General features: G+C 69.9%; 1 protein-coding gene. It reads left to right on the top strand.

Going from position 1 to position 332, the window contains the following annotated elements; translation table 11 throughout:
• Positions 1–130: 130 nt before the first annotated feature.
• A partial coding sequence (locus tag SB775_RS28250; protein WP_410864478.1) for a PLP-dependent transferase occupies positions 131–332 on the top strand: 202 nt, incomplete at its 3' end.

Genomic DNA, 332 nt, shown 5'->3' on the forward strand with positions numbered 1-332 from the left:
GGGGTCGGGTTCGAGCGTGGAGGTCGCTCCCAACCGTTAAGACGGCACTCGGACCCGTTTGATGACTCGAGCGCCGTAGCTTTCCGCAATAGAAGGGGTGTGGGCGGAGGGCGTGCCGCACCATAGGGGGATGCCGGAGTTCACCACTGCCCAGGTCCATGCGGGAGAGTCCCGCGACGCCGCCCACGGCGCCCGGGTCACGCCGATCTATCTCACCGCGGGGTTCGAGTTCGACAGCTTCGCCCAGGCGGCGGGCCGCTTCGGCGGCGAGGAGGCCGGCTACACCTACAGCCGGTCCGGAAACCCGACGACGGCAGCGCTGGAGCGCCGCG

The sequence above is a fragment of the Peribacillus sp. SIMBA_075 genome, from assembly GCF_046534585.1.